The sequence below is a fragment of the Streptomyces sp. MnatMP-M17 genome, assembly GCF_900091995.1.
Lineage (GTDB): Bacteria > Actinomycetota > Actinomycetes > Streptomycetales > Streptomycetaceae > Streptomyces.
On the sequence record NZ_FMDK01000865.1, the window covers coordinates 1 to 6,869 of the forward strand.

Consider the following 6,869-nt stretch of genomic DNA (forward strand, 5'->3'; position numbering starts at 1 on the left):
CGGGGGGGCGGCTGCCGCCGCGAGAGCGGCGGCAGCGCCGGCTGTGCGGGCACGGGGCATGACGGGATACATCCTGTTCGGGGAAGGCGCCGCACAACAGGGCGGGCGCGAGGAACCCGACATTACGCAGCGCGTGCCCTTGAAATACTGCTTTCCAGGAAATCACATCAGAAGTACGCTCACGCCTCGGACAGCTCTTGGCCGACCCAAGTGGGGCTCAGACGCAGATACTTGATGGTGCGCCGGTGGTGGGTGAAGGCGATGTGCAGCGTGCCGTCCTCGGACAGGGCCACGGACGGATACGACAGTTCACGGTTGAGGCCGTCGCGGGAGTTGTTGGTGAGGCAGTAGCCGTCGCCGGTCTCCAGATCTTGGCGGACCGGCCAGGTCAGACCGCCATCGGACGATACGGAGAGGGTGAGCGGCGCGCGCGGGGCACCCCAGAAGGCGCCGCCGTCCAGGGCCGGTCCGCTGTCCGGGGCCGGGTGGCTCGTCTCGTTGCCGCTGTCGAGGCCCTCGTCGTCGATCTCGTCGTACAGCGACACACGCCGCTCGGTGGCATCGGCGGCGCTGCTGTGGTTGTGCACCAGGGCGAGACGGCCGTCGGCCAGGGCGACGCACTGGAGGGACGAGTTGTTGTTGGGCAGATCCAGCGGCTCCGGCACCGTCCAGGTCTCGCCTCCGTCGTCCGACGTACACCGGTATACGGAGTCCGCGCGGCGGCTGCGGAAGAGCGCGAGCAGCGAACCGTCGGGCAGCGGACGGATGTTCATATGGACCAGACCCGTGGAGCCGGGCACCGGACGCTCCCGCCAGCTCCGCCCTCCGTCGTCGCTGACCATCACCGCGCTGGTGTCGTCGCCGCCGGACCACCGCCGGCCCGGCACCGTCACACAGCGGAACACGGGCAGCAGCAGCCGTCCCGACGGCAGGACGGTGACCGGCTGCCGCACATAGACACCGCCCTCGGCGGTCGCCGGGAACAGCACACGGGAAGGGCCCCAGCTCACACCGTTGTCCTCGCTCACCCGCAGCCGTACCTCGGCCGTGTCCTGGTGACCGGCGCGCTGCGCCGTGTGCAGCAGCCACAGCTCACCGGACGGGGCAGGGAACAGGACGGGATTCTGCTCGGAGCGGGCGGCGTCGTCCGAGAGCCGGACCGGCGCGGACCAGGTGCCGGAGCCCGGGGCCAGCCGGGAGAACCAGACGGAGATGTCCGCCACGCCCTCCTGCGTACCGCCGAACCAGACACAGCCGAGATCGCCGCCGGGCAGGACCGTCAGATTCGCGGCGTGGTTCTGCACGGCGGGCGCGGTCAGCTGCGCTTCGGCGCGGCCCGGCTGCGAAGCGTGCGGGCGGAGCACGCCGTCGGCGGCTCGTAGCCCGGATCCGGTGTCGGAGGGAGCCGTACTCACTGGGCCTCACCGGCACCGCGTGCGGTGGCGAGATGACGGCCCGCGGCCTGCTCCAGATGGACCAGATCGCTGGAGACGGTGGCGAAGGTGAAGCCCTCCGCCAGCCGCCTGGCGGCGCTCGCGCCGTCCGGTGTGTGGATGCCCGCCGCGATACCGGCGCCGGCCGCCGCCTCCCGGATCGTCACCAGCGCCGCCTCGAACCGCTCGCCGACCGCGGGATCGCTCGTGGTGGCTCCGCCGATGCCCAGACGCAGATCGGACGGGCCGACATAGATACCGTCGAGGCCCTCGGTGGCACAGATCTCCGCCACATTGGCCAGACCGTCCGCCGTCTCGATCATCGCCAGTACGACCGTCTGCGCGTGCGCCTGCGCCGGGTCGGGACCGATCCGCAGGGCCGAGCGCATCGGGCCGTACGAGCGGTGCCCGAGCGGCGGATAGCGCACGGCCGCCACCGCTTCGGCCGCGTCCTGCGCCGTGTCGACGAGCGGCACGATCACACCGGCCGCTCCCGCGTCGAGCGCGCGGCCGATCGGCCCCGCGTCATTGGCCTCGACCCGCACCAGCCCGACGGCGGTGCTCCCCTTGGTGTCGATGGCGGTGAGGGACGCGAGCACCCCGGTGTACGCGATCAGACCGTGCTGGGCGTCGAGGGCCACATAGTCGTAGCCGAGACGTGCGATCCGCTCGGTGGAGACCGGCGAGTCGAGGACGGACCAGTAGCCGATGAGCCGTTCCCGGGCGCGCAGCGCGGTGGCGAAGGCGGCGGGCGTGCCGGACTGGTCTCGGGTCATGAAGGACTCCTTCGGGGCGGTGGAGGAAATATCACTCGGTATCACGGTGTGGCCGGGGCAGCCGATGTCATCGTGACAGGACGGGGACGGGGACAGGGACAGGGACGGCGGACGGCGGACGGGGACTCAGCGGTTGTACGCGGGCATCGGGCCGCGCAGCCGTGCGCCGACCTCGTCGCACGCCGTGGTCACCTCGGCCGGCAGCGGACCGGCCTGGGCGGCGGCGATATTGGCCCGGAGATGCTCGGTCCGCGAACCGCCGAGGAGCAGCGCGTCCGTCGAGGGCCGGCCGAGCAGCCAGCGCAGCGCCAGATCCGTGAGAGGGATGCCCGCCTCGCGCGCGATCGCGGTGAGCTCGCCGACCGCGGCGAAGAGCCGCTCGTCCCAGTACCGCTCCCGGTACATCGCGGCGAGCCGCGAATCGCCGAACCGGCCCGATCCCGGAGTCCGTTCAAAGGTGTGACGGCCCGTCAGAAGACCGCCGCCGAGCGGGTTGTAGACCATGGTGCGCAGTCCGGTGACGGCCGCGTACTCGACGTACTCCTCCTCCAGCCGGCGTGCCAGCAGATTGTGGAGCTGCTGGGCGACGACGGGCCTGGGCGCGCCCGTCTCCCCGGCGACCCGGACGAGTTCGGCGATCTGCCAGGCGGCGTGGTTGGAGACACCGAGGGCGAGGATCTTGCCTTCGGCCATGAACGCGGCGACGGCGGAGAGAGTCTCGGCGAGCGGAGTGGCACGGTCCGGCTGGTGCAGATAGAAGAGATCGACATGGTCGGTGCCGAGCCGCTTCAGGCTGCCCTCCAGCGCGGCCCGCATCCCGGCCGCCGACAGCGGGGCGTGTCCGCCCTGGTCCGGATGCGGGATACCGGCCTTGGTGGCCAGTACGATCCGGTCGCGGCGGCCGGGCAGCAGGTCCGCGAGGATGCGCTCGCTCTCACCGCCGGCGTAACCGTTCGCCGTGTCGATACCGGTGATGCCCGCGTCCAGCGCCGTGTCCACCATGGCGGCGGCGCCCGCCCGGTCGACGGTGTCGCCGAAGGTCATGGTGCCGAGGACGAGGCGCGACAGCGGGACGGGCAGGGACGGCAGATCGATGCCGGTGATCACGGGCGAGCGCCTTCCGGTGCGGCGGTGGTGAGCAGATGCCGTGGCTTCACGCCGCGGATCGCGGTGGGATCGAGAGCCGCGCGGCGCAGCGCCCGGGTGTACGACTCGGCCGGTGCGGCCAGTACGGCGGCGGTCGGCCCGGTCTCGACGACCCGGCCTGCGTGCATCACCACCACATCGGTGCTGATCTCCCTGACCACTCCGAGGTTGTGGGCGATGACCAGATAGGCGATACCCGTCTCGGCCTGGAGCTCCCGCAGCAGATCCAGCACCTGGGCCTGTACGGAGACATCGAGGGCGGAGGTCGCCTCGTCGCACACCAGCACATCGGGACGGGACGCCAGAGCACGGGCGATACCGATCCGCTGGCGCTGCCCGCCGGAGAACTCGGGCGGCCGGCGGTGCAGGGCCGACGACGGCAGCCCGACCCGGTCGAGCAGCTCCGCCGCGCGCCGCGCGCGTTCCGCCCGGTCACCGACGCCCGAGAGGCGCAGTGGCTCGGCCACGATCTGCTGGGCGGTCAGATGCGGGTCCAGTGAGCCGTACGGGTCCTGGAAGACCATCTGGACCCGCCGCCGCAGCGGGCGCAGCCGCCGCTCGGGCAGTGTGGCGATGTCCGTGCCGTCGAGGACGATCCGGCCCGAGGTGGGCTTCAGCAGCCGTACGAGGGCACGGGCGAGCGTGGACTTGCCGCATCCCGACTCGCCCACGACGGCGAGCGAACCGCCGCGCGGAAGCTGGAAACTCACCCGGTCGACGGCCCGGAACGGGCCCTGGGCGGTGGGGTACTCGACCACCAGATCCTCGACGCTCAGAAACGGCGGTTCAGCCACCGGGCCACTCGGCCGCCCGATCGGCCGCGCACCCACCGGACCGCCCGCCGGCTCAGCAACCGGACCACCCGTCCGGTCGGCTGTCGCGCCGTTCCGCGGAGTGTTCTCCGCGCCGCCGGTCATCCCGCCGCTCCGCGTGGTGCGGCCATGGTCAGGGCGGTCTCGTCCTCGTCCCAGGCGCCGAGCCTCGGCACGGCGGCCAGCAGCGCCCGGGTGTACGGCTCGGCCGGCCGCTCCACGATCCGTTCCGCGGGGCCCGACTCCACGAAACGGCCCTCCTTCATCACATGGATACGGTCGGAGACGACCCGGGCCACCCCCAGATCATGGGTGATCATGAGCATCCCGATGCCCTCCTGTTCCTGTAGCTCCATCAGCAGATCGAGAACACCGGCCTGCACGGTGGCGTCCAGCGCGGACGTCGGCTCGTCGGCGATCAGCAGCCGCGGCCCGGCGGCCAGCGCGGCGGCGATGAGGATGCGTTGCAGCATTCCGCCCGAGAACTGGTGCGGATACGTCTTCCAGCGGGTCTCCGGCCGGGGGATACGGACCTGGGCCAGCAGATCCGTACCCTTCTCCCTGGCCTCGGCGCGGGACAGTCCGGGATGCCGCAGCCGCAGCGCGTCGCCGAGCTGACGGCCGATGGTGTGCACCGGGCTGAGCGCCGTCATCGGATCCTGCGGGATCAGCGACACGGTCCGCCCGCGCAGTTCGCGGGCGGCGCGCGGATCGGCGACGATGTCCCGGCCCGCGATCCGTACGGAGCCCGACAGCACCGCGAGCCCTTCCGGCAGCAGTCGCAGCACGCCCATGGCGGTGGTGGACTTGCCGGATCCCGATTCGCCGATGAGCGTCACGGTCTCGCCCGCGCCCACCGTGAAGCTCACGCCGTCGACGGCGCGGACCACTCCGTGCGCGGTGATGAGTTCGATCTGGAGGTCCTCGACGTCCAGCAGCGCAATATCCGTGGTCATGGCTCAGGCTCCCTTCCGGACACGGGGTGCGCGCGCTCCGCGCGGCGGTTTCGTCGTACGCGTACGGTCGCGCAGACCGTCGCCGATCAGATTGACGCCGACCACCAGCAGGGCGATGACCAGTCCCGGCAGCGTGACCAGCCACCATGAGGTGGTGATGTAGTCCTGGCCGTCGGAGATGATCCGGCCCCAGGTGGCGAACGGCCGCTGCGGGCCCGCGCCGAGGAAGCTCAGCGCGCTCTCCAGCAGCACCGCCTGGGCGAGCAGCAGCAGAACGACCAGGCTCGCCGGGCGGACGACATTGGGAATGACATGGCGGCCGAGGACCGACCAGCCGCGCAGTCCGAGGACCCGGGCGGCGGCGACATACGGTTTCTCGCGCTCCACCAGGACGAGGGAGCGCGTGAGCCGCGCCACCTCCGGCCACTGGGCTACCGCGATCACACAGGTGATGACGGTGACGGAGGGCCCGAACAGGGCGACCACGAGCAGCAGCATCATCAGCAGAGGCAGCGCGAGCTGGGCCTCCAGCAGCCGTGAGACGACGGTGTCGACCCAGCCGCCGAAGAATCCGGCCGCCGCGCCCGCCGCGATCCCGATCACTCCGGAGACGAGCACCGCGAGAATGCCGACCGTCAGGGACACCTGGCCGCCGTGCAGGACACGGGAGAGCAGATCGCGGCCGAGCTGGTCCGTGCCGAGCAGATGCCCGTCGCTGAGCGGCGGCAGCCGGCGCTTGGAGAGATCCTGCGCGTCGGCGCCGGGCAGCGGCAGTACGGTCGCCAGGGCGACCGGCAGGACGACAAGGGCGGTACAGACGGTTCCCGCCCACAGCTTGAGACGGGCGCCGCGCCGTTGCCGGATCGCGGTGGCATGGGCGAGATCGCGCGCGGTGACCGCGCTCGGCCTGCCGCCGGAGGAGGAGGCACCGGACGAGTCGCCCGAGGAGGCGGCGGTACGCAGGGCGGTGGTCATGGCTCAGGCCGCCTTTCCGAGGCGTACCCGCGGATCGAGCAGCGGGTAGGCGAGGTCGACAAGGAGTTGGACGAGGATCGCGAGGGTCGCGGTGACCAGCACGGTGGCCTGGATGAGCGGATAGTCCCGGGTCTCCAGGGCGCGGACGACGAGTGAGCCGACGCCGGGCCAGCCGAAGACGACCTCGACCACGACCACTCCGTTGAGCAGGGCGGCGAACCGGGTGCCGATGGCGGTGATCAGCGGCACTCCCGAGTTGGCGAGCGCGTACCGCCAGGTCAGCGCCCGCTCGGAGAAGCCACGGGAGCGGGCCACGGTGATGTACGGCGAGCTCAGCGCGGTGGTCATCTCACGCCGTACCAGCCGGGAGATCAGCGCCAGTTGCAGCACGGCGACGGTGACCGTCGGCAGGACCAGTCCGCTCCAGGAGGTGAAGCCGGAGGCCGGCAGCACCGGCAGCAGCACGGCGAAGACGGTCAGCAGCATCACACCGGTCCAGAAGTCCGGCATGGACTGCCCGGCGATGGTGAGCACATTGGCGCCGAGCTCCCGCTTGGAGTCGGCGCGGCGCGCCATCCACACGCCGAGCGGTACGGCGACGACGGCTGTGACTGTGATCGCGGAGACGGCCAGGGTGATGGTGTACGGCATCCGGTCCAGGACCACATCGAGGGCCGGAGAGTGGAAGGAGTAACTGGTGCCGAGATTCCCGGTGAGCAGATCGCGCAGGAAGATGCCGTACTGCGTGAGAAGTGGCTGGGCCAGTCCGGA

At 71.5% G+C, this 6,869-nt stretch carries 7 protein-coding genes; all 7 read right to left on the minus strand.

What is annotated here, in order from left to right; translation table 11 throughout:
- Positions 1-179: 179 nt before the first annotated feature.
- Complete coding sequence (locus tag GA0115259_RS32295; RefSeq protein WP_093603545.1) at positions 180-1,415, minus strand: sialidase family protein; 1,236 nt, start codon at positions 1,413-1,415, stop codon at positions 180-182.
- The gene (locus tag GA0115259_RS32300; protein ID WP_093603547.1) at positions 1,412-2,209 is read right to left on the minus strand and encodes an HpcH/HpaI aldolase family protein; all 798 of its coding nucleotides are present in this window, start codon (positions 2,207-2,209) and stop codon (positions 1,412-1,414) included. Before GA0115259_RS32300 ends, GA0115259_RS32295 begins: the two co-directional genes overlap by 4 nt.
- A gap of 126 nt (positions 2,210-2,335) precedes the next feature.
- Complete coding sequence (locus tag GA0115259_RS32305) at positions 2,336-3,316, minus strand: aldo/keto reductase (protein ID WP_093603549.1); 981 nt, start codon at positions 3,314-3,316, stop codon at positions 2,336-2,338.
- Entirely contained in the window at positions 3,313-4,149 is an 837-nt protein-coding gene (locus GA0115259_RS32310) for an ATP-binding cassette domain-containing protein (protein WP_256098236.1), read from the minus strand. Before GA0115259_RS32310 ends, GA0115259_RS32305 begins: the two co-directional genes overlap by 4 nt.
- A gap of 119 nt (positions 4,150-4,268) precedes the next feature.
- Positions 4,269-5,123, minus strand: coding sequence for an ABC transporter ATP-binding protein (locus GA0115259_RS32315; RefSeq protein ID WP_093603553.1), 855 nt, complete (start codon positions 5,121-5,123; stop codon positions 4,269-4,271).
- A gap of 3 nt (positions 5,124-5,126) precedes the next feature.
- Positions 5,127-6,098 carry an ABC transporter permease gene (locus GA0115259_RS32320; RefSeq protein ID WP_093603555.1) on the minus strand — a complete coding sequence of 324 codons (972 nt, stop codon included), beginning with the start codon at positions 6,096-6,098 and terminating at the stop codon, positions 5,127-5,129.
- A 3-nt stretch (positions 6,099-6,101) separates the two neighbouring features.
- Positions 6,102-6,869 (minus strand): ABC transporter permease (locus tag GA0115259_RS32325; protein WP_107469322.1); only part of this gene is annotated, 768 nt, incomplete at its 5' end.